18 protein-coding genes are annotated in these 25,435 nt (G+C 47.0%); 5 read left to right on the plus strand and 13 right to left on the minus strand.

The features are described from left to right. The first annotated feature begins 16 nt into the window (after nucleotides 1–16). A complete protein-coding gene (locus MUY27_RS12775; RefSeq protein WP_245130421.1) occupies nucleotides 17–1,249 on the plus strand; it encodes a sensor histidine kinase in 1,233 nt (410 codons plus the stop codon). Nucleotides 1,250–1,252: 3 nt separating this feature from the next. On the opposite strand, the gene MUY27_RS12780 is transcribed toward MUY27_RS12775, so the two are convergent. After that, complete coding sequence (locus tag MUY27_RS12780) at nucleotides 1,253–4,399, minus strand: ligase-associated DNA damage response DEXH box helicase (protein WP_245130422.1); 3,147 nt, start codon at nucleotides 4,397–4,399, stop codon at nucleotides 1,253–1,255. A 112-nt stretch (nucleotides 4,400–4,511) separates the two neighbouring features. Beyond that, entirely contained in the window at nucleotides 4,512–6,170 is a 1,659-nt protein-coding gene (locus tag MUY27_RS12785) for a glutamine--tRNA ligase/YqeY domain fusion protein (RefSeq protein WP_245130423.1), read from the minus strand. Between the two features lie 279 nt (nucleotides 6,171–6,449). Between MUY27_RS12785 and MUY27_RS12790 the strand changes: the two genes are divergently transcribed. After that, entirely contained in the window at nucleotides 6,450–7,037 is a 588-nt protein-coding gene (locus MUY27_RS12790) for a fasciclin domain-containing protein (protein WP_245130424.1), read from the plus strand. 56 nt (nucleotides 7,038–7,093) lie between these two features. Here MUY27_RS12790 and MUY27_RS12795 read toward each other — a convergent pair whose 3' ends face one another. Further along, nucleotides 7,094–8,107: a dipeptide epimerase gene (locus MUY27_RS12795; protein ID WP_245130425.1), complete on the minus strand. Its 1,014-nt coding sequence runs from the start codon at nucleotides 8,105–8,107 to the stop codon at nucleotides 7,094–7,096. Nucleotides 8,108–8,161: 54 nt separating this feature from the next. Here MUY27_RS12795 and MUY27_RS12800 point away from each other — a divergent pair, with 54 nt between their 5' ends. Continuing rightward, a complete protein-coding gene (locus MUY27_RS12800; RefSeq protein ID WP_245130426.1) occupies nucleotides 8,162–9,148 on the plus strand; it encodes a hypothetical protein in 987 nt (328 codons plus the stop codon). Nucleotides 9,149–9,227: 79 nt separating this feature from the next. Here MUY27_RS12800 and pafA read toward each other — a convergent pair whose 3' ends face one another. The 4 genes from pafA to MUY27_RS12820 all read right to left on the minus strand — a co-directional run bounded on the left by pafA (nucleotide 9,228) and on the right by MUY27_RS12820 (nucleotide 15,171). Then, on the minus strand, nucleotides 9,228–10,895 hold the full coding sequence (gene pafA / locus MUY27_RS12805; RefSeq protein WP_245130427.1) for an alkaline phosphatase PafA: 1,668 nt from the start codon (nucleotides 10,893–10,895) through the stop codon (nucleotides 9,228–9,230). Between the two features lie 89 nt (nucleotides 10,896–10,984). After that, entirely contained in the window at nucleotides 10,985–12,088 is a 1,104-nt protein-coding gene (locus tag MUY27_RS12810) for an acyl-CoA dehydrogenase family protein (protein WP_245130428.1), read from the minus strand. A gap of 23 nt (nucleotides 12,089–12,111) precedes the next feature. Next, complete coding sequence (gene pnuC, locus MUY27_RS12815) at nucleotides 12,112–12,714, minus strand: nicotinamide riboside transporter PnuC (protein WP_245130429.1); 603 nt, start codon at nucleotides 12,712–12,714, stop codon at nucleotides 12,112–12,114. A gap of 12 nt (nucleotides 12,715–12,726) precedes the next feature. Then, a complete protein-coding gene (locus MUY27_RS12820; protein WP_245130430.1) occupies nucleotides 12,727–15,171 on the minus strand; it encodes a TonB-dependent receptor in 2,445 nt (814 codons plus the stop codon). 390 nt (nucleotides 15,172–15,561) lie between these two features. Between MUY27_RS12820 and radA the strand changes: the two genes are divergently transcribed. After that, nucleotides 15,562–16,998: a DNA repair protein RadA gene (gene radA, locus MUY27_RS12825; RefSeq protein WP_245130431.1), complete on the plus strand. Its 1,437-nt coding sequence runs from the start codon at nucleotides 15,562–15,564 to the stop codon at nucleotides 16,996–16,998. 61 nt (nucleotides 16,999–17,059) lie between these two features. On the opposite strand, the gene MUY27_RS20670 is transcribed toward radA, so the two are convergent. Then, nucleotides 17,060–18,439: an NHL repeat-containing protein gene (locus MUY27_RS20670; RefSeq protein ID WP_245130432.1), complete on the minus strand. Its 1,380-nt coding sequence runs from the start codon at nucleotides 18,437–18,439 to the stop codon at nucleotides 17,060–17,062. 204 nt (nucleotides 18,440–18,643) lie between these two features. Between MUY27_RS20670 and MUY27_RS12835 the strand changes: the two genes are divergently transcribed. Continuing rightward, entirely contained in the window at nucleotides 18,644–19,117 is a 474-nt protein-coding gene (locus MUY27_RS12835) for a DUF4920 domain-containing protein (protein WP_245130433.1), read from the plus strand. A gap of 123 nt (nucleotides 19,118–19,240) precedes the next feature. Here the strand turns inward: MUY27_RS12835 and MUY27_RS12840 are convergent, their stop codons facing one another. From MUY27_RS12840 to thrC, 5 genes are all read right to left on the minus strand, one after another. Then, on the minus strand, nucleotides 19,241–20,224 hold the full coding sequence (locus tag MUY27_RS12840) for a pyruvate dehydrogenase complex E1 component subunit beta (RefSeq protein WP_245130434.1): 984 nt from the start codon (nucleotides 20,222–20,224) through the stop codon (nucleotides 19,241–19,243). Nucleotides 20,225–20,421: 197 nt separating this feature from the next. After that, complete coding sequence (locus MUY27_RS12845) at nucleotides 20,422–21,114, minus strand: OmpW/AlkL family protein (protein WP_245130435.1); 693 nt, start codon at nucleotides 21,112–21,114, stop codon at nucleotides 20,422–20,424. Nucleotides 21,115–21,321: 207 nt separating this feature from the next. Then, entirely contained in the window at nucleotides 21,322–23,205 is a 1,884-nt protein-coding gene (locus MUY27_RS12850; RefSeq protein WP_245130436.1) for a gamma-glutamyltransferase family protein, read from the minus strand. A gap of 84 nt (nucleotides 23,206–23,289) precedes the next feature. Then, nucleotides 23,290–23,898, minus strand: a complete 609-nt coding sequence (locus MUY27_RS12855; RefSeq protein WP_245130437.1) for an HAD family hydrolase — start codon at nucleotides 23,896–23,898, stop codon at nucleotides 23,290–23,292. Nucleotides 23,899–24,049: 151 nt separating this feature from the next. Beyond that, the gene (thrC, locus tag MUY27_RS12860; protein WP_245130438.1) at nucleotides 24,050–25,354 is read right to left on the minus strand and encodes a threonine synthase; all 1,305 of its coding nucleotides are present in this window, start codon (nucleotides 25,352–25,354) and stop codon (nucleotides 24,050–24,052) included. Nucleotides 25,355–25,435: the final 81 nt, after the last annotated feature.

The following is a 25,435-nucleotide window of genomic DNA, read 5'->3' on the forward strand; positions in this document are numbered from 1 at the left end:
ATTTGAGCACTGTTAAATGATTCCCAACCCATACGAACAACGAAGACTCTGGAAATACCTGCTGCTGGCCTTTGCCGTAGTGATTGCCAGCGGCTCGTTGCTATATACCAATTACCTGGTTAAAAACATTGCCAGATCTGAACGTACGCGTGCGCAGGTTTGGGCGCAGAGCATGAAACAGGTATTATCATCAGACGATAACGACTACCTGAACTATGTATTCTCTGTCCGTGACAGCCTTTCTGTACCGGCCATTGTAACCGACGAGCGCGGTGATTTTAAGTTTGTACGGGGGCTGGATTCTACCAAAACTTACATCCCTATCACGGCATCCGCAGGGCTAAAAGAGAAGTTACCCAAATACGATATCCAATATTTTCGGGATCAACTGGAATCTATGAAGGCGCAGCATGAGCCTATTAAGATCAATATTTTTGGCAACAATTATTGGCTGGTCTATTATAAAGACTCCCAGTTACTTAGCCAGCTGCGGGTTTTTCCGTACATCCAGCTATCGGTTATCGCTATATTTTTATTGGTGGCCTACACGGCGTTCAGCTCATCGCGAAAGTCTGAGCAGAATAAAGTTTGGGTGGGTTTAGCTAAAGAAACCGCCCACCAGTTAGGCACGCCCATCTCTTCGTTAATGGCCTGGATTGAGCTGATGAAAGAGAAGTTTGATGCCGAAAACGACCCGCTGATCGCCGAGATGGAAAATGATGTGCGGCGTCTGGAAATCGTAGCCGACCGCTTTTCTAAAATTGGCTCGAGGCCGGTGCTTGACCCGCACAATGTATACGATGTGGTAACAGATTTTGTAGATTACTTTAAGGTACGCGTGAGTAACAAGATCAGCTTTGAAGTGACTGGTAATACGCAACTGAAAGCCGACCTGAACATCCCGCTGTTTGACTGGGTGTTGGAAAACCTGATGAAAAATGCGGTTAATGCGATAGAAGGGCCCGGAAAAATCAGTGTAGAAATTTCGGGCAGTAAAACAAAGAACCAGCTTTATATTGATATTAAAGACACCGGTAAAGGAATTCCCAAAAGGAAGTTTGAAACCGTTTTCCGTCCCGGATATACCACGCGTAAACGTGGCTGGGGATTGGGTTTATCGCTCACTAAACGCATGGTAGAGAATTACCATAACGGCCACATCTTTGTAAAGGACTCTGAACTGGGCAAGGGAACCACCTTCCGGATTGTGCTGAAGAAGGTTGGCCAGCAGGAGCTGGTGACTGCCTAAGTTTTAACGCTTCTTTTTGCCCCAGGCACCGTTAGTAAAGAAGCTTTTCCGCCTGGGTTCTGCTGGCTTGGCTTCGTCCACAGTTTTTTTTGTTTTTACATCCACGTCGTAATCCCGAGCCATTTTAGCTACGCGATCTTCAAGGCTTTCGGTGGTTAATTTTTCGCGCAGGCTATCCACCATTATGGGGAAAGCAAACGGGGTGGGCCGTTCAATTTCTTTAATAATTACCTGCTGCTTGCCAATTCGTTGCAAAGCCTGGCGCAAACGAAACTCTTCTAACTGAAAAGCCAAAGCTTCGTTATAAGCTTGCCGCACTAAAAGGTTATCGGGTTCGTACTCACTAAATACATCAAACAGCAGCGATGTGGAGGCCTGCAAATGCCGGTGCTTCATGGGCTGCCCAGGGTAACCGGTAAAGATCAACCCGCCGATGTGTGCAATATCCCGAAACCGTCGCCGGGCCATTTCGTTTGCATTCAGGCTGTGCTGGATATCATCTAAGAGCTGATGGATGGAGAACAGATCGTTTTCCAAGGCTTCTTTCAACAATACATCGTCGTCTGTCAGCAGCTCGAACCCATAATCGTTCATGGCGATAGAAAAGGTTGCTTTCTTTAGTTTAGACAAACGGTAGGCAAACAATGAAGCCATACCCTCGTGAACCAGCCGTCCTTCAAAGGGGTAAAAAAGCAGGTGATGCCCGTCGCGCGAGCGGAAAGATTCGATCAGGAACTCGTGGCTTTCTGGTAAATGTGATAGCTGCGATTGAAGGTTGAAGAGGGGCTTCAGGGCAATCACTTCTTCATCGCGTTCGAGGCCCCTGGCAACTTCATCCAGTTTATCACGAAAAACGGCTGCCAGTTGCGAAGATAATGGCATACGACCGCCCAGCCAGCTGGGGATCATTCCTTTTGTGGCGTTGGATTTTTTCACAAATGCCGTCATATCCTTCACCTTTATAAACTCAAGGCTGCGGCCTGCAAACCAAAATACATCGCCCGGTTTTAGCTTCGAGATGAAATACTCTTCGATATTTCCTAAGGAGCCGCCATGCATCAGTTTTACGCGCAAACTTACCTCGCTGGTAATGGTGCCGATACTTAAACGGTGCCGCATGGCCACTTTACGGCTGTTTACTTTATACAGGCCGTTTTCTACTTCCACTTTTAAAAACTCGTCATATTGCGATAGCGTGTTACCACCGGTAGTAATAAAATCCAGTAGCTGGCCAAACTCGTCCCGGCGGAGATCTGCAAAGGCATAAGTAGATTTTATTTCATTAAATAACTCATCTGCACGGAAGCCATCAGAAACAGCCAGCGTTACCATGTACTGGATCAGCACGTCCATAGCCAGCAGGATCGGGTCGCGGCTTTCGAAATTCCCGTTGATCATCGCCTGCTTTAGTGCTGCGCCTTCCAGTAGCTCCATTGAATGGGTAGGAATAAACCATATGCGGGAGGTAGCACCCGGATGATGCCCGCTACGCCCGGCGCGTTGCATAAAGCGCGCTACCCCTTTCGGGCTGCCTACTTGTATAACGGTATCTACCGGGCGGAAATCGACACCCAAATCCAGACTTGATGTACACACCACCAGTTTTAATGCCTGGCTGTGCAAAGCTTGCTCTACCCAGTTGCGCAGATCGTTATCCAGCGAACCATGGTGCATGGCGATAATGCCCGCATACTCCGGGTAGTTATCCAAAATGGCATGATACCATATTTCTGACTGAGCACGTGTATTGGTAAAAATAAGTGTGGTATTGCTTTTCGCAACAATCTGCATTACCTCTGGCAGCAGCTTTAGCCCGATGTGGCCCGTCCACGAGTATTGTTCAACGTTTTCAGGAATAACAGATTTGATCACAATCTTTTTATCCAGGTGCGCGCGTACCATTTTGATCTTGTCCTGCGGGAAATTATTACCCAATAGCACTTCTGACGCCTGTTCTAAATTGCCAATCGTAGCGCTGATCCCCCAGATGCGGAGAGAGGAAAGTGAGTTGCGGGAGGCGGGAAGCGAGGATTGGACCCCTGATCGGCCGTCTTCAATCTTTAGCTCGACCCCTCCCCGGCCCTCCCCAAAGGGGAGGGAGTTACTTAGTGATTTTCTTATATGCGCTATAACTCCTTCAATGTCATTTAAAACAGCATCGTTACCAAATCTCAACAAGGTATAGCCATGTTCTTCAAGATATTTTTCCCGTCCTTTATCATAATCCGCCTGATCAGCGCCCTGATGATACCCTCCGTCAACTTCTATGATTAACTTCTTCTCTATGCAGACGAAATCGGGAATATAATCTAACACCGGTTGCTGTCGCCTGAATTTGCATCCCAATTTCTTGGCCCTTAACTGCTGCCACAATATATTTTCAGCCTCTGTTGGTTTATGCCGCATCTCCCTGGCTTGATCGATAAGCGCCTTCCAACTCGTCGCATCTGTAGTATAATATTCAGGTTTATCCTTTTCAGACCCATCTCCGTTGGAGAGGGCTATGGAGAGGTCGCCATTGACGGTTGAACTATCCTTATTTTCTGTCCCCTGTCCTTTGGAGAGGGCTAGGGAGAGGTCGCCATTAGAAAGGCCCCCCTTCCTTAACGCCCTTAACTTAGATAAGCCCAACTCTACCTGTACGCCTCTTTTAGTTCCAAGCAGTTCGTGCCACTCGTCTATCACTACTACCTCCATGCTTTGAAACAGGCGGGGGTAGTCTTTCTGCGCCAGCATCAGGTGCAGGCTTTCCGGGGTGGTGAGCAACACCTCGGGCAGTTTCTTTTTCAATGCCTGCTTTTCCGCAGCAGGTGTATCCCCGGTTCGGGTAGCAATTTTCCAGGGGATGTCCAGGTCGTCGCATACCTCCTGCATTGCCTTTCGGATGTCGTTAGTTAAGGCGCGCAGTGGCGTGATCCACAGCATCAGCAGGCCATTGTTTTCCCTGGTTTGGTAAGTTTCCGGGTACTTGTTAATATAACCGGCCAGAAACGGCAGGAACAGCGCAAAGGTTTTGCCGCTGCCCGTAGGTGCATTCAGCAAACCTGAGCAACCGGATAGGTAGGCATCTTCCATTTCCCGCTGAAAAGGAAATTGCTGCCACTTCTTATATTCAAACCAATCGCGTATTACCTGCTGTCCTTTGCTCATATACCTTATTATCGTAAATGTACGATACTTGTTTTTATTGCGATGGAAAGCTGTAAAACAAAAAAGAGGCTTAACGCCTCTCTTTATTTTGTCGGATTATACTAACCTGCTGTTATTTTTTTACCCAACCGTCTTTCAACGTTACGGTGCGGTTGAACACTAGTTTCTCTGGTGTGGAATGCTTGTCTAAAGTAAAGTAACCTTTACGGATAAACTGGTAACCTTTGCCGGGTACCGCAGTGGTTAGATCATCCTCGATGTAGGCATTTTGGATGATCTGCAGGCTATCCGGATTCAGGTATTCTTTAAAGTCGCCATCTTCATTTGCCGGATCTTCTACCCGGAACAAACGGTCGTACAAACGAACTTCGGCAGTTTTGGCATGCGGTACACTGATCCAGTGGATAGTGCCTTTTACGTTAATGCCACTGGTATCCTGGCCGGATTTAGACTCGGGGATGTAGGTACATTGGATCTCGGTAACATTGCCTGCTTCGTCTTTTACAAAGTCTTCGCATTTTACAATGTAAGCATGTTTCAGGCGTACCATCAAGCCCGGTCCTAAACGGAAGAATTTCTTCGGCGGAACTTCCATAAAGTCTTCACGCTCGATATACAGTTCGCGGCTGAACGGGATATCACGACCACCTTCGCCACCTTCTACCTCCGGATTGTTTTCGCCATGCAGTGTTTCGGTCTGGCCTTCGGGGTAGTTGGTGATCACCAGTTTAACCGGATCCAGTACGGCCATTCTTCTCCATGCTGTTTTATTTAGATCTTCGCGGATACAGAACTCCAGCAAACTTACATCGATGATATTTTCGCGCTTGGCTACACCTATACGCTCGCAAAAATCGCGGATGGCAGCAGGGGTATAACCACGGCGACGTAACCCGCTGATGGTAGGCATACGCGGATCGTCCCAGCCTTCTACGTGGCCTTCATTCACCAGTTGCAGTAGCTTGCGCTTGCTCATGACGGTGTAATTCAGGTTCAGACGGGCAAATTCATACTGGCGTGAAGGGAAAATCTCCAACTGCTCGATAAACCACTCATAAAGCGGGCGGTGCGGAATAAATTCCAGCGTACACAACGAATGCGTAATCTCTTCGATGGAATCAGACTGCCCGTGCGCAAAGTCATACATCGGGTAGATGCACCATTTATCGCCGGTACGGTGGTGATGCGCGTGCTTGATGCGGTACATAATCGGGTCGCGCATGTGCATGTTCGGCGAAGCCAGATCGATCTTCGCACGAAGCACCTTCGCCCCGTCAGGATATTTGCCATCCTTCATTTCTTCAAACAACTGCACGTTTTCTTCAATGCTGCGGTCGCGGTATGGGCTTGGCGTTCCCGGTTCGGTCGGTGTGCCTTTTTGTGCGGCAATCTCTTCCGGGGTGCTGTCATCTACATAAGCCAGACCTTTACGGATCAGCGTTAAGGCGAAAGAGTAGATAATATCGAAATAATCAGAGGCGTACAGCTCATTGGCCCAGTTAAAGCCCAGCCAGCGCACATCTTCTTTAATGCTTTCTACGTATTCGGTATCTTCGGTAACGGGGTTGGTATCGTCAAAACGAAGATTGGTTGCACCGCCGTATTTCTGCGCCAAACCAAAGTTAAGGCAAATAGATTTTGCGTGGCCGATATGTAAATAGCCGTTAGGCTCTGGCGGAAAACGGGTAAGTACACGGCGATTGTGCTTGCCGGTACGTAAATCTTCCTCAACAATCTCTTCTATAAAGTTTAACGATCTTTCCTCGCTCATAACATCATGATACTTGAACCGCAAATGTAGAAAAAAAGCATGGGATGAAGGCCTTTAGCTCGGTGCGTATTCGCCTTTAGTAGGCGGTTTTTAAGCATGCGGGCATCTTCTTGTCAAGCATCGATTGAGGTGATTGATCAGCCTAAGAAAACTAAGGTTACAACAATTCTTAGTTTTAGGAGTTATAATATAAACCAAAGATTAAAAATACATACTATAGAGAAACCGCTACCCACTAAACTAAAAAATCAAATTTTTAATTTTAAGATGGAGAAGAACATGAAAAAATCCCTTTTAATAGTAGCAGCTTCCGTTTCTGTGTGTTTCACTGCACTTAATGCAAGTGCGCAAACCGCGCAGGATACCACCAAAAAAACAACAACTACTACCACAACAACCACTACTACACCTGCGGTTAACGCGACCCAGGATCTGAGTGTGTTACTGGCATCCAGTTCTGATTTCTCGATGGCAGCAGGTGCAGTAAAGGCAGCAGGTTTAGAAACCGCTTTACAGGCCGCAGGCCCATATACCATATTTGCACCTAATAATGCTGCTTTCAGCAAAATTCCGCAAGGGAAGCTGGACAGCTTGATGAAAGATCCGGCAAAGCTTACCTCTGTGCTGAAAGGGCATGTGGTAGTAGGGCATTATACCAAGGCAGAAATTATTAAAGCCTTAACGGCAGGTAAAGGAAAAGCTACCGTAACCACTATAGACGGGCAAACACTTACCTTATCGGTAAGCCCGAATAAAACACTTCAGATCACTAACGCAGCAGGTAATTCTGCCGAGGTATCGTTGTATGACCTGATGGCAACCAATGGTGTAATCAACGGCATTAACGGTGTGTTACTGCCCAAATAAAAATCTATTAACTAACTAAACAAGCAGCAAAGCCCCGTAATAGGGGCTTTTGCCGTTTATAGGGTTTTTAATCCCAGTCCGGGTTCGTTATTTAATATCCACTTCCCTTCTTTAAAATGCGGATCGGGGTAAGGGTTGTTTCCCGATAGGAACGGCCCGTCCAGATCGGCCCAGTCGCATTGCGGGGCGAGCGCAGCGGCAGCTAATGTGGCGCAGCTGGTCTCCGTCATGCACCCAATCAATATGCTGAAACCCATTTGCCGGGCTTTGTCAATCATTTTCTTCCCCTCGTGCATACCAGCGCATTTCATCAACTTAATGTTGATGCCATGGTACACTCCCTTCAACTGGTCCATATCTGCAAAACGTTGCACCGCTTCGTCAGCGATGATCGGAATGGGGCTACGGGCGGTCAGCCAGGCGTTGCTTTCCAGGTCTGTTTTTAAAAATGGTTGCTCAATCAGTTCTACGCCCTGCTCTTTTAGCCAGTAGGTCAGTTCCAGGCTTTCACTCAGGTCTGTCCATCCCTGGTTTGCATCGACATATAAAGGTTTGTCTGTTATAGAACGGATGGTATTGATCAGTTCGCGATCGCTATCCCGGCCAAGTTTTACTTTAATTACTTTGCAATCCGGCGCTTCTTTAAGCTTTTGGATGATCACTTCCGGCGTATCAATACCCAGCGTATAACTGGTAACCGGCATTTTGGCTAAATCACTGCCGAGCATTTCCCAGCATGGTTTGTTTTGCAGCTTGCCATCCAGATCGTGCAAGGCGATGTCTATCGCCGCTTTAATCGCTGTATTGCCAGGCGCAATTGCATCCAGGTAATCTACTATCGCATCAAAGTTAAACGGATAACGGAACTGGCTTACGTCTACTTTTTCCAGAAATGCCGTAGCGGTTTCTACAGTTTCGCCCATGTAAGGCACCATAGATGCCTCGCCATAACCAACCTGGCCTTCGTGTGCTATTTGCAGCAGCATCAGCGGGGTGGCGGTGCGCGAAAATTTGGCGATGGTAAAGCGGTGCTTCAGTTCGAGCTGAAAAGGTTGATACGTCAGTTTCATGTTAAAAATCAAAGCTAAAAATTTAAGCTTAAAATCATCCCTATCTTTGCAGCAATGCAGCAGCAAATCTATTACCCGTATAAAGTATTTAACACCAGTAAAAAGCTTTGTTTTTTAACCGGCAAACCGATCAACAGCCCCGAGGAGCAGATCTATGTTTTTCCGCAGTGGCTGATGTCTAGGTTTGGCCTTGAAGACAAGCCGTTTAAGTTACTTGATGAAAGCTTAAGCACTTATAAAGACCTGAAACTGCCTTGTGCCGCCGATACCAACGAGCAGTATATCGAGCCTTTGGAACGCGAAATAGAAGCCGCTTTCAACAAAGGTTATGAGGGCTTAAAGGGTTTGGATGAGCACCGCCTGTTTTTATGGGTAGGTAAGTGGCTGCATGGGATTGTTTTTAACGAACTGCATGCTGCACGCTTACAGCAACAAGCCGAAGGGTTGGAACTCACCGTGTCGCAATCCATTCTGCAACGGTTTACCAACCTGCACATTATGCTGCAAAGCCTTAATCTGCCAATCGAATTCGAGGACGGCTTTAAGCCCTACAGTCTGTTTATTTTCAAGGTAGATAACGCTGCTGATGAGTTTAGCTACCGCGACGAGATGAGCACGCTTACGTTCTCGCTCCGTATTGCAGACTTTGGGCTGGTGATCTGCCTACAGGATAACGGTACCATTAGCCGCTACCAGCAGAAAGCCTACGAGCAGATCAAAGACCAAACGCTACATCCCATACAGTTTGAAGAATTCTGCGCACGCGTGTTTTATTCTGCTTATTTATTTAACCGTTTGCCCAATTATGACATTATGCCTGTTGGCGATACCATTTATATAGAACCGCAATCACTAAGAGGAAATAGCGCCAAACCTATTTTTGATGAATGGGATGTAAAAACTTACGGGCAGGTGCTGGAAAATTTCTGGAAGAAATGGGGCTTCCTGCTGTTCGAGATCATCAAAGACCCAGACCATCCGATGAGTTTCCTGTTTGACAAAGAAGACGGCCTATTAGCTGCACCAGATCTGCCTAAATAGAGCGACAATTTGATCGGCTCTCATATACTTACAGATTACCAACAAAAAACCCTCTCGGATTTGGAGAGGGTTTCATTTTTTATTTCTTCAGCACTTCGGGTATCGGCTGACCGATACAGCCGCTCGGCACCTGAATATGGAGTAAGGCTGCTAACGTTGCGGAAATGTCCGTCATGTGTGTTTCGCGGTTAAGGCTGCCGTGTTGTACGCCCCATCCCATAAATAACAGCGGAATGTGAGTATCATAAGGCGACCAGGTACCGTGCGTGGTGCCGGTTGCGTTCATCGCGCCACCGTAAAAGCCAGATTTCAGGATCACAATAATGCTGCCGCTATGCTCGGGGTTGTAGCCGTTGATAATGCGCGTGCGGATCCACTCTGGAACAGCAGCCATCTGCGCTTTCTGGCAATCGACCACATACAATACGCCAGGCAATTTTTGCAGGTAGTTGATCACATCGAACTTGATCACATCCGCGTTCAGTTTCTTTTCCTCGATCAACGGATTATTCAGGTTCACTTCGTAGCTACCAATCTCTAATACCAGGTTTTTCGCATCGTATTTTTTCTCCAGCATGGCATTCAGCTCTTTTGCTACCGCAATAGGGTTGAAATAGCCTGCAGGCATTTCATGGTCCATCAAGAACTTAGGGTTATGCGCTGCGCCGTGGTCGGCAGTTAAAAAGGCGGTATAATTTCCCTTGCCAACTTTAGCATCCAGGTAGCTGAAAAACGCGGCCAGGTCTTTATCCAGGCGCAGGTAAATATCCTCTACTTCCATTGAATTCGGGCCAAACTGGTGACCTACATAATCTGTAGATGACAAGCTAACGGCTAAGAAATCAGTTTCGGGATGTTTGCCTAACTGCTCATTTTCGATAGCTGTACGGGCAAAATCAAGGGTAAAGCTGATACCGAAAGGCGAGCTGCGAATAGCGCCATAAAAGTTATTTCTGCTGATGGCTGCCAGGTCATGCGGGAAAACGGGTGCAGTTTCTCCGCGGTATTTTCCTTCGTAAGGTGAATTATCAGCCGTGCTTTGCACATAAGTTTCAGCTGGGTATAAGGTCGTCCACTGTTTGCTCAGGTAGTTTTTCAAGGTCGTGCCCTCGTTAAAGCCTTTTACCCACGCTGGCAGGTCATTGGTATAATACGTGCTGGTGATCCAGTTTCCGCTGGTATCATCAAACCAATAGGCTCCGGTAGGGGTATGCCCCGCAGGAAGGATAGATGCTCGGTCTTTCAACGCAATACCAATCACTTTCGAACGGAAATTAGTAGCCAGGCGCAGTTGATCAGTAATGGTAGTGGCCTGTAAATTACGCGGCGACATTTTACCTGCAATAGATGTGGTACCTACACCGTTTATGGCAGAATCGTCTGTACAGTAAATCTGCTTTCCGGTAGCCTGTATAATAAATTCATTTGCCGCGATGCCATGTATTGCCGGGACAGAACCGGTATAAATACAGCTATGGCCGGGTGCAGTTTCTGTTGGCAGATAGTCAATCTGGGTGTTTTCGCAGGTAAAGCCCTCGTTCAGCATACGCTTAAAACCGCCTGCCTGGTAACGGTCGTAATAACGGTAAAGGTAGTCCCAACGCATTTGGTCGATAACAATACCTACTACCAATTTCGGCCTGGGCAGGCCTGCAGGTGCGGGAGCTGCTTTAACCTTTCCTTTAGTTTGGGCGGATGCGCCAACGGTAAGCAATAATAACCCGCATACAATGTACTTGATCTTCATGTAGATGCCTTTTTAAATCAGGGGCAAATATCACAAATGCAATTAAAAAAGCATGTGATATTTTTGTTATCAAACAATTTAACCCTTGTTTATTCTAAAAAGGTGAGCAGGGTGTGCTGGCTTGCGGTATGTATATCGCGCCATACCTGGTTAATTTCGGTATCGGGCGAAGCTGCTATTAATCCGCAATAGGGGTATAGCCTGTCAACGCTTTCGCGCGAAGCAAGGGCAAGTACCCTGCTGGTCTGGCTTACCGTTTTCAGCTCTGCTTCCGTATGTTTTCCGCTGGTAAAACTGTTCCACGATTGATCGAGCGCCTCGTAAAAGAAACGGCGCAGATTTCGCAGGTTTTCTTTTTCTTCCTGCAATGCTTCCTTTAATACCGAATGCTGATATGCTGTAAGCTTCTTGATTTGAATACGCTCTTCAAATATCGGCTCGCATAGATCGATGAAATGCAGCGCCATACCCGACAGGTTCGCTGCAAGCGTAGTTTCTGCCAGTTGCAGGAAGGGGTAAGTGTATAATGGATTTTTCACAACAGCGCTTTCCGCCTCTATTTTAAAACTCCTGCTGGCGGGTACTTTTACCTCATTCATTTTAAAAGCATGGCTGCCGGTACCCATCATGCCCACATATTTCCAGGCGGGTATCAGTTCGGCATCTGCCCGGTCTATCACAAAGGGGATGATTAGCGGATTGCCATCAGCATCCGGTAAAGTTTCTTCCCCCTGCCGGATAATGCAGTTCGCGGTAAAATGTGTGGCATGTTTAATCCCGCTGGCGTACTTCCAGCTGCCGCTCAATTGGTACCCATCCGCTGTTTTTAAAGCAGTCCCGGTAGAAGCGCCACTTCCGGCCAGGCAGGCTTTGGGGTCTGCAAATATCTGTTCGGCTACTTTGGGCTGCAAAAAACCACCGAACCATCCTGCACCTGCGCATAGGGTAATTACCCAACCCAGGCTGCCATCGGCCCAGGCAAATGCTTCCTCTAACCGCACCACTTCGGGTAACGGCAGTTCCAGCCCGCCGTAAATCTTCGGCACCAATATTTTAAACCATTGCTGCTGATAGATCAGTTCCAATTGCCCGGCCTGTAACAAACCGGCTTGCTCAGCAGCCATCGCTTCGCCGCGAATGATCTTTACCCATTCCGGTTTTAACAATTCGGAAGGATGGTTTTGTTGACTCATATACCAGTTGTTGAGGCAGTAAACTACTTTCGTTCATAAATCTTCTTCCAATCGAAGAAGCCAAAAACTGCCGCGATGAAAAGAAAGATAGTGAGCAGGGCAAACAGCGGAAGTTGTTTGATAAACAGCAGCGGAATAGCAAACAGGTTGGATACATTAAGTACCACCCAGTTTTCTATGCGTCGACGCGCCAGTAGGTACGTACCTGCCCAGGCGGATGAAGTTACCCAGGCATCCCATAAAGGCACGGTTGATGGTGTAAAATGTTTTAATATTAACCAGATGCCAATCCCCCCACCAAATGCGATCAATAGGGTGGTTAACCATTCCTTGCCAGAGGCGTAAGCTATTTTCACCGGCTTCTCACCGGCTTTTCGCCTCGACCAGATGATCCAGCCGTAAAAACTGATGATCACATAATAAAGGTTCAACCCGGCATCGGCAAACAGCCCCGCTTTAAAGAACAGCATAATAGTAATGCCCGAACTGATAATACCCGCCGGGTACAGCAGGATATTGTTTTTTCTGGCGAGCAATACTTCGGTAACGCCTAAAACAACGGCAAGCCACTCTAAAAAAGTGGTTTGCCGTATTTGTTCGCTTAGCAATTCAATCCAATGGTGCATTGCAACCTGTTATTAAAATTTAAGGTTCAATGAAGCTAAAAAGTTTCTTTTTGCTTGCGGGAAGAAGTAATTATAGTTAACCACCTGTCCACCTTCAATATCCGGGTAGGTTGCGCCGTTGGCAATATATTCTACATTAAACAGGTTATTAACCAGCAAAGTAATGCCTACATTTTTAAAAACACCTGCTTTGAAATTATAGCCAAGGCGAAGGTTATTGACAAAATAGGCTTTTAACAAACGGTCGCTAACGTAAGCATTGTTACCAGCCGCAGGGATACCAGCCGGGTTGATATTCGATGTATTATCCAGGTATTGCTTACTTACATATTTACTGATGAAAGCAATCTCGCCATTTTTGATCGGACGGAAGCTCAATTCGCTGTTGCCAACAAAGTCTGGAGAAAATGCGATGTTCGAATTTTTGTACACGGTTTCTACCTGTTTGTTGTTATCATAATTGAACAGGAACTGGTGGAAATCTTTCACCCGGTTGCGGCTAAGCGCTGCGTTGGCAGCCCAGGTCAGTTGATTGGTAATCTTTACCTGGCCATCAAGTTCGACGCCTGCGCGGTAGCTATCAGGCACGTTTGTACGGATGGCCGCGCCTACATCATTTAACGAACCGGTTAACACCAGTTGGTTCTTGTACAGCATGTAAAAACCATTGATGCCGCCGGTAAATACGCTGCCCCTGGTACGGTAACCCAATTCAAAATCGTGCAGGGTTTCTGCTTTAGGGCGGCTGGCCGGGGTAGAATTGATATAATCATCACGGTTAGGCTCACGGTGGCCAACTGCCCATGAGGCATACAGGTTGCTTCGATCTGTCAGATCAAAAGTAACGCCTGCTTTAGGATTAAAGAAGTTTAAGTCGACAGCCTGCTGAACGTTTTTCAGGTTACGGTCGAACCCGAGGAACGAGTAATAGATATGACGGTACTGCGCATCGGCATATAACAGGAACTTTCCTAATTGATACTCGCCGCGTAAGAAACTGTTGAAATCATTCTTCTTGGCGTTATCGCGCGAATACTCGTAATTATTAGGCACACCAGTATTCAGCACGGTTGACATGATCCGGCTGAAGTGCGCGCCTTTATATTGGTTATAAGCACCGCCAAAAATCAGGTTGAAATCGTTATTAGGGTTGTACTTGAAGTTATAGGTAAGCCCGTAAAAATCGTTATCTAACCATAATCTTCGGATCAGGTCGGTAATATTATTCGCCGGGTTGGTTGGCGTAACCCCGTAATCTTCCAGGTTAGCTTTGTTCTTATATTCTTCGTAATAGCCTGCACCTTTGGTATAGTGTAAGGCGCCGTTAAACGAAAGTGTGTTGCTGATACGCTGATCGTACAGTAACTGGTAATGGGTTTGGGTATAGTTATCTGTCTGGTTATTATAGTATGTACCATTAGCTGCAATATAACCCAGTTCGTTATAGGTGCGGTTACCGGCGGCTACGGAATCTGCATTCACGCCATTCCAGGCCTGGTAGGTTTTCTCGTGACCAGAGAAGACGTTTAATCTTAAGGTACTTCCCTTGCCGTAATAAGCACCGCTTACAAAATAAGAGCGAAGGTTTGCATGTGCCCTGTCGATATAGCCATCTGTTTGGATTCGGGAAAGCCTTCCATCTACACTGAAATGGCCGCCGATTAATCCGGTTCCGGCATTGATGGTATTTTTCAGCGTACCGTATGAACCTGCGCTGTTGTTCAGCTCCACATAGCCTGTATCTCTTCGGCGGCTGGTTTGTATATTGATACTTGCACCAAAAGCACCTGCACCGTTGGTAGAAGTACCCACACCGCGCTGGATCTGGATGTTATCTACTGAAGAAACAACATCCGGCAGATCGACAAAGTAAGAACCCTGGCTTTCAGAATCGTTGTATGGAATGCCGTTGATTGTCACGTTAATACGGGTGCCGTCAGAACCGCGGATGCGGATACCTGTATAGCCTACACCCGCACCTGCGTCTGAAGTGGTAACTGCCGAAGGTGTTTGCCCAAGCAGATAAGGCAGATCCTGCCCCAGGTTGTTCTTTTGTAAATCCTTACGGTTAAGGTTGGTAAAGGTGGTCGGCGTTTTTGACGAAGCCCGCGTAGCGCTTACAAAAACTTCTGATAAGTTGCGATCATTGGTTTCTGGTTCAAGCGTGATATTAATTGTTGAACTACCTTTTAATTGCAGCGACTTGGTATAGGCTTGATAACCTACGTAAGTTACTTTAAGTACGTAGCTGCCCGGACGGATGTTCCGGATTTCATAAGATCCGTCGCTTTTGCTAACATCGCCTATTGTGGTGGTTGTACCTTGTAATAATGCGACCGTAGCGCCTGGAAGATTGTTGTTTGCTTTTCCTTCCGTGACTTTACCGGAAAGCGTGATTTGTGCCGATGCCAGAAAAGGCAGCAGCAGGGCGATTGTCGCCGTGATGAAGTTTTTCAAAATAAGTATTACTAAAACTTAGTTAAACCATCTGCACGCCGGGTGTAAACGCGCAGTACACTTAACTTTTTACCATTCCCTACGCCGGCATTATCCGGATCAGGTGTATGATTGGAGTTGTATGTTGTGTGTTACAAGTTGCAAGTGGCATTCAACTTCCAACCTTTAACTTTCAACTCAAATCAATGGGTATGATCTCAGCCTGTCTTTCAGTTTGGTAAACAACCTGCAGTTTGTTTATCACCAAAGCAAGGCACCCCTTTGAGAAAATTATTATCGCGCAAATATATAAGATGATCGAAGAAAATCCTAATCATCCTTTTTTAACCAGGAAAGCTAATTTTATTAGCAAAATAAGTATCTTTACATTTTGTCGCTTTACATTTTAAAATGGCTAAGACCAAAACATCCTATTTCTGCCAGAGCTGTGGTTACGAATCGCCCAAATGGCTGGGTAAATGTCCCTCTTGCAACCAGTGGAATACTTTTGTAGAAGAAATCATCGAGAAACCGAACAACAGTATACCCGATTGGAAACCAGCTGCTTCTACTTCCCTTCAACGGGCAAATAAGGCAGTCGAAGTAGGCAGTATAAAGGTAGAGGAAGAGCACCGTTACGTGACGCCCGACCAGGAGTTTAACCGTGTGCTTGGAGGCGGTATTGTAGATGGTTCGCTGATCCTGATTGGTGGCGAACCGGGCATTGGTAAGTCGACTTTAATGCTGCAACTGGCGCTGAACATGCCGCAGTTACGGGTGCTTTATGTATCCGGAGAGGAAAGCGAAAAGCAAATTAAGATGCGGGCAGAGCGGTTAGCCCCCCAGCCCCCTAAAGGGGGTGCTGTTGTTCCCCCTTCAGGGGGTAGGGGGGTTTTTATTCTTACCGAAACTTCTACCCAGAATATTTTTAAACAGATTGAACATTTAGAGCCTGATTTGGTAGTAGTAGATTCTATCCAGACGCTTTATTCGGCGCATATTGAATCTACACCGGGCAGCGTATCGCAGGTGCGCGAGTGTACCGCTGAACTACTGCGATTTGCCAAAGAAAGCAGCACGCCGGTGATCCTTATCGGCCATATCACCAAAGACGGGATGATCGCCGGTCCAAAGATCCTGGAGCATATGGTAGATACCGTATTGCAATTTGAAGGCGACCGCCACCATGTCTACCGGATCCTTCGGGCCATTAAAAACCGCTTTGGTTCTGCTGCCGAATTAGGGATCTATGAAATGCTTGGCGCAGGTTTACGTGAGGTGTCCAACCCATCAGAAATCCTCCTTTCCCAGCGCGACGAACCATTAAGTGGTGTTACCATTTCGGCTACGCTGGAAGGTATGCGCCCCATGCTGATAGAAACGCAGGCTTTGGTAAGCCCGTCTCCATACGGAACGCCCCAACGCTCGGCAACTGGTTTTGATACCAAGCGCATGAACATGTTATTAGCCGTTTTAGAAAAGCGCTGCGGTTTTAAACTGGGGGCGAAGGACGTGTTTTTAAATATCACCGGCGGTATACGGGTAGAAGACCCGGCTATAGATTTAGGTTTGGCTGCTGCCATCATCTCCTCGCACGAGGATATTCCCATCCCGGTGAAAACCTGTTTTGCAGGCGAAATTGGCTTGTCCGGCGAGATCCGCGCGGTTAACCGGGTAGAACAACGTATTGCCGAAGCACAAAAACTGGGTTTCGAACGGATCTTTATTTCGAAATATAACCTGCCGTCAGCCAGACAGGATAAGCAACGGCTCGACCTTTCTCGCTTTACGATAGAGATAGTACCGGTAGCGGGCATCGACGAGGTATTCGGATTGCTATTCGGCTAAAAAAGAAATCCCGGCTGCTGTGTAGGCAACCGGGATTTTATGGTTGAAATAGTTTTACTGCTTATTGAATTCCGGTGATTTTCCGGATCCGGCTATTGGCGTAATCTGCTACGTAAACATTACCGCTCACTACCGCTACACCGGCAGGCACGTTAAACTGCGCGGTGTTGCCTGCGCCTTCCTGGTAACCGTTGCTGCCAGAAGTACCGGCAATGGTATTCATCACGCTCAGGCTACTATTGATCTTTAAGACCCTGCCCGCCTCATCGGCAATGTACACATTGTCGCTGCCGTCAAGTACCAAAGCGGTAGGGTTACCAACAAGCGTAGAGATGGTTGAATTTCCGATATAAGTACTTACAGTACCATCACTGGCTATTTTACGGATGCTGTTGTTGCCATAGTCTGCCACTAACAGATTCCCTTTAGAATCAAATGCCAGTCCACGGGGTTGCCTAAACCGTGCGTCTGTTCCTGTTGCATCAATCAGTGTAATCGTAGAAGCAGACGTCGTATTACCCCCTGCAAAAGTGGTAACTACCCCGGCAGCCGTTATTTTACGGATCAAATTGTTGCCGGTATCGCCCACATAGATATTACCCTGTGCGTCAACAGCAATTCCCCGTGGTGCGTTAAACGCTGCACTAAGTGCATTAGTTGAGTTGATGTAGTTTGCCGAGCCATTCCCCGCAATAGTAGTGGCTACACCCGCAGGCGTAATCTTTATAATCAGGTTAGTGCCCTGGTCGGCTACGTATACATTGCCTTGTGCGTCAACAGTAAGTGCCGCAGGCGCGTAAAATTGGGCCACGTTTGCTGCGCCATCCTGATGCCCCATTACACCGCTGCCACAAAAAGTAGTGACAACACCGGCGGTAGTAATTTTACGAATCACGTGGTTAAACAAATCTGCTACATATAAGTTCCCCTGTGCATCGCTGGCAATAGCCTGGGGGTTCCAGAATTGCGCCGCGGTACCCACGCCATTAGTAAAGCCTTCAGAACCGCTTCCGGCAAAAGTACTTACCGTTGCAGGTGTGGCGTTAGCCGCTGCAGTGGTAAACTTTACCGTAGGTCCGTAGCCTGTTCCTGCGCTTGAGGTAGCATACGCACGTACATAGTAGGTGGTACTTGCTGTCAAGCTGCTAAGGGTGCTAATGAAACTCCCTGTAATAGTTGTGCTGCTGGTATGGCTATCAGAAATGGTTGGACTTTGGTTGGTGGTGCTGTAACAAACACCTTCAGTGGTGACGCTGGCGCTGCCGATGTCTGACAGGACACCACCGCTGATCGCGCTGGTAGCGGTAACCTCTGCGGTAATGGCGTTGGTGCCAACGGTTGCTACGGTGTTGTTATTTGAATCTTTGCTGCAACCGGCAATCATCATTGATGCTGCTGCAAATGCGGATAAACCAATTCGGGCAAGTAAATTTTTCTTCACGGGGGTGTTTCACTTAAAATCCAGACGCCTGAACAATACGGCGTATTTACTATTTATTACGCAAAACTAATTAATAGCGCGACTTATAAGGTGACATTTTAGTTACGGGTCGAAATTTTAACACTTTTTCACATATTGACCCTTGATTTACTTTTCTAAGTCGACTGATTAAACCAATCTGCCCTGCTCTTGTTAAATTATTAAATGAAAACACTTAGGATAATTGCTGTTGCTATTGTAGGCCTATTTTTCCAGCCCGCTTACAGTCAGAAATTTATACCCCTGCCCCACGGCATGACTTTCGGCTCGAAGCCCTCTAACGTTGAACAGATGCCTGCTTCACGCCTGGAGGCTTTTATGGGAAAACGCACACGAACACAAGCGGTAATTGTAGGTAAGGTACTGCGGGTTACCAAATCAAAGGGTGGCTGGTTTGACATTGACGCCGGGAAGGGCAAGATTATTTCGGCTCATTTCGCTAATGCGTCCATCAACCTGCCTTTAAACCTAAGAGGGCGCGAGGTAATTGCAGATGGTACAGCCCAAAAGCAATTTATTGCGGATGACATGCAGCACTTTGCAGGTGATACCGTCCACGGTAAAAAGCAGCACCAGGTAAATGCTAACCCCAAACAGAAGTTGATATTTGAGGTAAAAGGTCTGATGGTTAATAAATAGTTGCCAAATCAATCATTAATACCAAACTCACCCTGAAAATAGCCCCGCAAAACAAAAACGCCCTCCTGTATACAACAGGAAGGCGCCCTTTTATCTTTCGTCGATAAGATCTTATTCCGGATCTTATTTGTTAACGTACATTACTTGTTTAACTGCTTTTACCACTTTCTCTGGATTTGGCAGGTACTCCTGGATCAGGGTCGGAGCGTAAGGAAGCGGAACGTCGCCACCCATAATGCGCAGAATAGGTGCATCAAGGTAATCAAACGCGTCTTTCTGTACTTTAAAGGCAACCTCTGTAGCGATAGAACCTAAAGGCCAGCTTTCTTCTACGAACACCATGCGGTTAGTTTTCTTAACAGAGTTAATTACGGTAGCGTAGTCGATCGGACGAACAGTACGTAAGTCGATCACTTCTGCACTGATACCTTCTTTTTCCAGTTCGGCAGCAGCAGCGTTAACCACTTTCATAATTTTACCGAAACCAACTAAAGTAACGTCTGTACCTTCTTTAGTTACGGCAGCTTTACCAATTTCTGTATAGTATTCGCCATCCGGAACTAAACCTTTATCACCGTACATCAGCTCAGATTCCATAAAGATCACCGGATCCGGGTCGATAATTGCTGATTTTAACAAACCTTTTGCATCTGCAGGGTTAGAAGGTACTACTACCTTTAAGCCCGGGCAGTTCGCATACCAGTTTTCGAAACACTGGCTGTGCTGCGAGCTAAGCATACCTGCGTTACCGGTTGGGCCACGGAACACAATCGGAACCGAGAACTGGCCACCGCTCATGCTCATGATCTTGGCAGCGCCGTTGATCACCTGGTCAATAGCTACCAGTGAGAAGTTGAAGGTCATGAACTCGATGATCGGGCGAAGGCCATTCATGGCCGAACCGATACCAATACCGGCAAAACCCAATTCAGAGATCGGGGTATCTATAACCCTTTTGGCTCCAAATTCGTCAAGCATACCCTGACTAACTTTATAAGCACCGTTATACTCGGCAACTTCTTCGCCCATCAGGTATATTTTCTCATCCTTGCGCATTTCTTCGCTCATAGCTTCGCGAAGCGCTTCTCTGAACTGTAGTTCTCTCATTATGTTCTGTAAAATGAAAATTTTAAGCGTTGCAAATATAGCTAATGGGATGTTAAAAACAATTGCCCCGCGCCCAAATTACCTTTTGTATTTACTGATGTTGAAATTGTTACACCAGAATTAGATTTGAAGCCAATAAAAAAGCCACCTCTTGCAGGTGGCTAAACCAGGTAATGGTTTGTGTAACAATGAGTGAACTAATTAAACCTGTAGCCAATACCAAACCCTACCACCCATGGTTTTATCTTTACATCTGCCCCAATGTTCCGCAATACTGGCGCCAGTGAAGGGCTGCCTGCAGGGGTTAGGTTAGAAGCATCAACGGTAACATCTGTAGTCAGGAAGATCTTTTTGATATCGATATTCAGGAACACTTTTTTGCTCAGATCAATATCGGTACCCAGTTGTGCTGCAAAAGCAAACTTGTTTTTGTAATCTATACCTTGCACGGTGCTGCCTTTATCTGCACTGTAGAAAATGGTATAGTTGGCACCTGCACCTAAATAAGGTTTAAAAGCTGTCCCGGTGGGTAAGTGGTATTGCAGGTTAAGGGTAGGCGGTAATAACCAAACACTGCCTAAATTAACGTCGGCAGATGCCGGGCCGCCTATGGCAGAAAGGTTTGAGCCGGTGGTGTGTACCTTATGCTTTGATGTTCCTAAAATAAGTTCTGCAGAGAAGTTTTTGGCGAAGTAATAAGTAAGGTCTAACTCCGGAATGTAAGCGTTGCTGATGTTAATGTTACCGCCAATTACTCCTATCGTCGCACTTTCCTGCGGGAATATACCTAAGGCACGAACGCGTATATCAAATTCATTTTTCTGTTGTGCAAAGCCATTCAAACCGGCAGTTAATAACACGCCGAGGATAGATAGTCGAAGAATTTTCATAATGTTATGTATTAAGTGAACGGCTCAAAAGTATTGCGGGCTGTCGGGGCATACCTTGATGAGAAGCACCCGCATAGATGATCCTCATCATCAGCAGGGGGAGGCGTCAGCCTTAATTTCCGTCGCGGCTTTTCAATTTTCGCCCATAAAAAAAGCCTTACAATAACTGTAAGGCTGCTATTTTGTGATGGCTGTCACGTTTTAAGGTCACCAGCCAATGCCATAGTCTTCACCGTGGTTGCTTGATCCGCCCCACATACTGCCGTGTTTCCAGTCGAAATAAATGGCATTAACCGGGCCGCTGGTGCGTTCCAGAAAGCTCATATCATAACCCATCTTTTTCAATTCTTCGCGTACTTTTTCGGGGGTGTTGCTGTTTAGTAAGATCTGACCGGGTTTCGGTTCGCGGTCGTTCCGTTTTGATCCGCCTAAAGACAACCATAACTGGTTGGTATTAATGTTGGGCGCTTCGGTAGCTTTTTGTACCGGCATACCAAATTCAAACACATCCAGGAAGAATTGCAACAGGTTCTGATCCTGCGTATCGCCGCCTTGTACAGCGGCAGAGAGATAAGGTTTGCCATCCTTTAAAAACATAGATGGCGTTAGCGTAACCCTTGGGCGCTTACCAGGCGCTACCACGTTAAAAGGGTTCAGGGCCGAATCTAACACGAAGCTTTGCATGCGCTGGCTCATGCCGACACCCGTATTACCGGCTATGCAAGCAGGCAGCCACCCGCCGCTTGGCGTTACCGATACCACCCAGCCATCTTTATCGGCTGCTTCTATAGAGGTGGTACCGCGCCACAGCCTGTCCTGATAGTCTACCTTTGGCGAAACGTTACCCATGTCGTGCTTAGGGGCGAAGTTGCGTTTGGTGGTATCCAGTTCAAACCCACGATCTTTCAGTAACTGGATGTAAGGGTTGGTCCGGCCTTCGAAAGGGTATGGGTCGCCCGGGCCAATCTTCGGATCGTTCTGATCAAAGTTGATCAAGGCAGCACGTTGTTTGGCGTATTCCTTGCTCAGCAAGCCTTTCATCGGTTGCAAACCTTTGGCAAAACGAGGGTCGCCGTAGTAGAAATCCCGGTCGGCAAAGGCAAGGCTCATGGCCTGGTAAACCGTGTGAATATACTTGGTACTGTTAAAGCCCATGCCTTTCAGGTCAAAGTTCTCCAGGATGTTCAGCGCCTGCAGCATAGAAGGGCCTTGTGTCCATTGCTGCAGCTTGTATACGTCTATCCCTTTGTAATTGATCTTTAACGGTTCTTCTTCAACCGGGCGCCAGTTAGCCAGATCGCGCATAGAGATCAGCCCGCCCTGTTCGCGGCAGCCACGTACAAACTCGCGCGCGATATCTCCTTTATAAAAACGATCGTAAGCAGCCATCAGTGCTTCCTTGCGGCTTTTGCCGTCTTTGCGGGCCGTACGCTCGGCTTCAACCATTTTGGTCAATGTAGCTAACAGATCTTTTTGAACAAAGACTTCTCCGGCTTCGGGTGTTTCTACTTTGGCGCCGGGATGCGTAAAGAAAACCTTTTTACTGTAAGGCCATTGCCGCAGCATATCTGCCTGGCGGGCCATGGTATTAGCAGATTGCGCTTCGATAGCGTAGCCCGCCGCCATGTGCATGGCCGGGGCCAGTACTTGTTCCAGCGTCATGGTGCCGTAGTTCATCAGCATGTAGATCAGACCGCCGGGCGTGCCCGGTGTAGTGGCAGCCAGTGCGCCATATTCTGGCGGAAATTCATAACCCAGACGTTTAAAAAATTCGGGTGTAGCGCCTGTAGGGGCTACGCCCATTGCATTAATGGCGATCACTTTACCCGTTTTAGGGTTATAGATGAGGGCTTGCGTTTCGCCACCCCAGCTTAGGGTATCCCACATGGTACAGGTAGCGGCCAGCATAGCGCAGGCTGCATCCACCGCGTTTCCCCCTTGCTGAAAGATCATAGACCCTGCTGTAGCCGCCATCGGCTTGCCGGTAATGGCCATCCAACTGGTACCGTAGATCATGGGCTTTTGTGTTTGCTGCGCCGTTGTTCTTAAACAAATCACGCACAACAGTACTAATGCAATAAATCGCTTCATATTGCCGAATATAGTAAACCAAAGCCTATTTGGAAAGCATAACGATATGGAAGGACTTGATCGTGAGAATGATTAAAAGTCAATCTAAACTTCCACCCCGAACTCTGGCAGGGCATCAGCTAATTGCCGGGGCGACGTGAAATGAATAGACGGTATCCCTAACTTCCGGGCGGCCTCTACGTTTCGCAGGTTATCATCAATGAATAAAGCTTCTTCGGGTTTTACATGGTACCTGTCGAGCAGGATTTGGTAGAATTTGGGGAAAGGTTTTCGGATCTTTTCTTCGCCCGATACCACCAGTCCATCGAACCAGTTCAGCAACTCGAACTTTTGCTTAGCGATCTCAAATGTCTCGGTCGACCAGTTGGTGAGTGCGTAAATTTTATACCTGCCGCTGGCCTTTAATTTTTTGAAGATATCAACTGTACCTTCTATGGTTCCGTTCAGCATTTCCTCCCAGCGGCCATAGTAAGCACGGATGCTTTCTTCATGTTCCGGGTGTTGCGCAATCAGTATTTCTGTCCCTTCTGCTAATGTCCGGCCTGCGTCCTGTTCCTCGTTCCATGCGGGTGTGCAGATGGTGCTTAGAAAATCGCGCATTTCCTGCTCGTCGCTAAAAATCTTCCGGTACAGGTATTCCGGGTTCCAATCGATTAGAACAGCACCCAGGTCGAAAATGATGGTATTGATCATAGGGTAGGTATAATGTATGCCATGCCAAGCAGTGTCACCCTGAACTTGTCGAAGAGTTGTTTCGGGAAGCATCATCTTAATAGCTTTACCCTTCGACAAGCTCAGGGCGACAGCTAATGCCTGGCTATCAAGTTCAGTATGGTATAACTAATTAATTCTCCAGCATATACGCTTTAAAGCCTTCAAAATCTTTACTCAACGGTACCGCTTGTTTTGCCCTGCCTTCCAGGTCTTTTACCGCTTCTGGTACATGGATAGCACTTGCAACTTCATCGATAAACACATCAGGGAATTTGCACGGGTGTGCCGTAGATAAAAATACACCGGCTACATCGCTATGGTTTTCTGCCTGCCATTCTTTCAACGCCTTCCAGGCGATAGCTGTATGTGGGCAAACCACATACTGATACTTTTCGAACACTTGTTGTATGGCTTCTTCTGTTTGCTGGTCGTTATAGCTATAACCTACGACTAATTTCTTCAGTTCTTCCTGATCGTCTTTAAACAAGTTAGCGATCCGCGCCCAGTTGCTCGGGTTGCCAACGTCCATAGCGTTAGAAAGAGTAGCTACCGATGGCTTCGGTTCGTAAACACCGGTTTTCAGATAAGCTGGAACAGTATCATTTAAGTTGGTAGCCGCAATAAACTGCGTTACCGGCAAACCCATTTTCCAGGCTAATAAACCCGCGCCAATATTACCGAAATTACCGCTCGGCACGCAGAACGCCACCTTGGTTTTATCCTGCTTCAGCAATTGGGCGTAAGCATTAAAGTAATAAAAGGTCTGCGGGATTAGCCGGGCAATATTGATAGAGTTGGCAGACGTCAGCCTGAATTTTTCGTTCAGTTCATCATCCACAAACGCCTGCTTCACCAGGGCCTGGCAGTCGTCGAAAGTCCCGTCTACTTCCAATGCGCGGATGTTCTGGCCGTTGGTGGTCAGCTGTTGTTCCTGTATCGGACTTACCTTTCCCTTAGGATAGAGGATGGTCACCCTTGTACCTGGTACACCTAAAAAACCTAATGCAACGGCACCGCCGGTATCGCCGGAAGTTGCTACCAGTACGTCTAACTGCTTTTCGCCTTCGCGCAGGTACCAGGCCATAATCCGGCTCATGAAACGCGCGCCAAAATCTTTAAACGCCAGCGAAGGTCCGTGGAAAAGCTCCAGCACATAAACGTCTTCTTCCAACTTTACTATCGGCGCCTCGAAGTTGATGGCGTCATCTATAATGGCTTTTAAATCCTGTTCGGGGATATCGCTTCCCAATAAAGCGTTTGCTACATGGAAAGCAATTTCCGGCAGGGTATATTGATCAAGGTTATTTAAAAATTTCTCGCTTAATTGAGGAATATGTTCAGGCATGTAAAGGCCTTTATCCTGCGGCATACTGTTAAACACCGCTTCTTTAAAACCTACCCGTAATGCCGGATTATTAGTACTATAAAAATTCATTATAATTTCGGATTTCGAATGTTCAATTTCGAATTGTTTAAACTATCTTTTTATCTGCATATCCGCACACCTACTCATCTG

Source organism: Mucilaginibacter straminoryzae, assembly GCF_022953055.1.
In the GTDB taxonomy this organism is placed as follows: Bacteria; Bacteroidota; Bacteroidia; order Sphingobacteriales; family Sphingobacteriaceae; genus Mucilaginibacter; species Mucilaginibacter straminoryzae.